Annotated in this window: 1 protein-coding gene and 1 pseudogene; both read left to right on the plus strand. The window is 65.6% G+C overall.

Annotation, left to right across the window (positions count from 1 at the left end; genetic code table 11):
• Nucleotides 1–105: 105 nt before the first annotated feature.
• Entirely contained in the window at nucleotides 106–1629 is a 1524-nt protein-coding gene (locus A5634_RS13485) for an acetyl-CoA acetyltransferase (RefSeq protein WP_065144549.1), read from the plus strand.
• Between the two features lie 264 nt (nucleotides 1630–1893).
• Nucleotides 1894–1981, plus strand: a pseudogene (locus tag A5634_RS28220) (LLM class F420-dependent oxidoreductase); the annotation flags it as partial.

Below are 1981 nucleotides of genomic sequence, written 5' to 3' on the forward strand. Positions count from 1 at the left end.
CTACCGCCACCTCATCGCCGACGAAAAGGCCCGCCAATCACCACCCCAAACCGCCGCGGCTTGACATAGGAGCTATTTCTCGGCAATGCGGTAGATAGTTGAGCTATGAAACTTGATCCGCGGACGCCCGTCGTCGTCGGCGTCGGACAGGCGGCCGAGCGTATCGACGATTCGGACTACCGGGCCATGTCTCCCGTCGAACTGGCCGCTGCCGCCGCTCAAGCTGCGCTTGACGATTGCTACGCCGCCGCTGTGGCCGGCGAAATCGACACGATCGCCGCGTTACGGCAGTTCGAGATCTCCGGGCCGACGGTTAACGCACCTTTCGGCCGGTCCAACAACTACCCGCGATCGGTGGCCAAACGCATCGGCGCCGAGCCGCGCCGCGCGATCTTGGAGGTCGTCGGCGGGCAAGGGCCCCAGCACCTGATCACCGAGTTGGCCGGGGAGATCGCCGCGGGCCGCTCGCAAGTCACCCTGATCTTCGGTTCGGATGCCACCTCGACGCTGCGGCATTTTGCGCAGCGCGCAGACAAACCCGACTTCAGCGAGACCGTCGAAGGTGACCTGGAAGACCGTGGACCGGGTATCGAGAAGCTGATGACCCACTACACGATCATTCACGGTCTGGTCGATGCGCCGTCCCAGTACGCATTGATAGAAAACGCCCGACGGGCAGAGACGGGATTGGGGCCGGCCGAATACCTGCGGCGCATGGGTGAACTGTTCGCGCCGTTCACCAAAGTTGCTGCCGCAAACCCGTTTTCGGCTGCGCCGGTTGAGCGCAGTGTTGAAGAACTGATCACCGTCACCGAGAGCAATCGGATGATCTGCGAGCCCTACCCGCGGTTGCTGGTCGCCCGCGACCAGGTGAACCAGGGGGCTGCGGCGCTGTTGATGTCGATCGAAGCCGCGCGCCGGCTCGGCGTTCCCGAGGACAGGTGGGTGTACCTGCGCGGCCACGCGGATCTGGAAGCCCCGGCATTTCTGGACCGTCCGGACCTCGGGCACGCGCCGTCGGCTGTGCTCGCCGCGCGCGAAGCGCTGGCGGTCGCCGGCATCGGCGTCGACGACGTTGCCACCTTCGATCTGTACAGCTGCTTTCCCGCGCCGGTGTTCAACATCTGCGACGGCTTGGGCATCGCTCCCGACGACCCCCGCGGGCTGACCGTGACCGGCGGATTGCCCTTCTTCGGCGGCGCCGGAAATAATTACTCGACACACGCTGTGGCCGAGACGATCGCCCGGATGCGAAGCGCGCCAGGGCAATTCGGTCTTGTCGGGGCAAACGGTGGCATTCAAGCCAAGTACTCGGTCGGGGTGTACTCGACGACGCCGGGACCGTGGCAGCCGGACCGCAGCGCGCAGCTGCAGGCTGAGGTCAACGGCTGGGCCACGGTGCCGGTCACCGAAACCCCCGACGGCGCAGCCACTATCGAGACGTACACGGTCCGCCGCGACAACGGGCGTCCGACCGGCATTGTCATCGGCCGACTGGCCGCCGACGACAAGCGTTTTTTGGCGACCACCGAAGACGACGAGCTGATATCGCTACTGATCGATGGCGACCCGTTGGGGCAGCCGGTTCAGGTGCGCTCGTTCGACTACGGGAACCGCTGCTGGCTTTGAGCCTGGTCGCCGCTTGGCCGCTTGGCCGCTTGGTCGCTTGGTGGCGCTTCGCGGCTTGGCCGCTTGGTCGCCATTGGGCCGCGACAGATAACTCACGCACACGACACGCCGCTGATGGTCGCAGTGGTTTATCTTTCGGCGCAGGCGCTGCTGCGGGCAGGCTCTAAACCTGGCGGCGACCTCGACGCTTGGCGGCCGCTGGTCGCCGTTGGGCCGCGACAGATAACTCACGCACACGACACGCCGCTGGCGGTCGCAGTGGTTTATCTTTCGGCGCGGGCGCTGTGGACGCAGGAAGAGGCCGAATATGACGGCGAGTTCGTCAAGTTCGGACCGAGTTGGGCGTGGCCCA

The organism is Mycobacterium asiaticum (assembly GCF_001673365.1).
GTDB lineage: Bacteria > Actinomycetota > Actinomycetes > Mycobacteriales > Mycobacteriaceae > Mycobacterium > Mycobacterium asiaticum_A.

Excerpts from the sequence above, each read along its gene's own strand:
- A5634_RS13485 (WP_065144549.1), top strand. The coding sequence starts at position 106 with ATGAAACTTGATCCGCGGACGCCCGTCGTCGTCGGCGTCGGACAGGCG.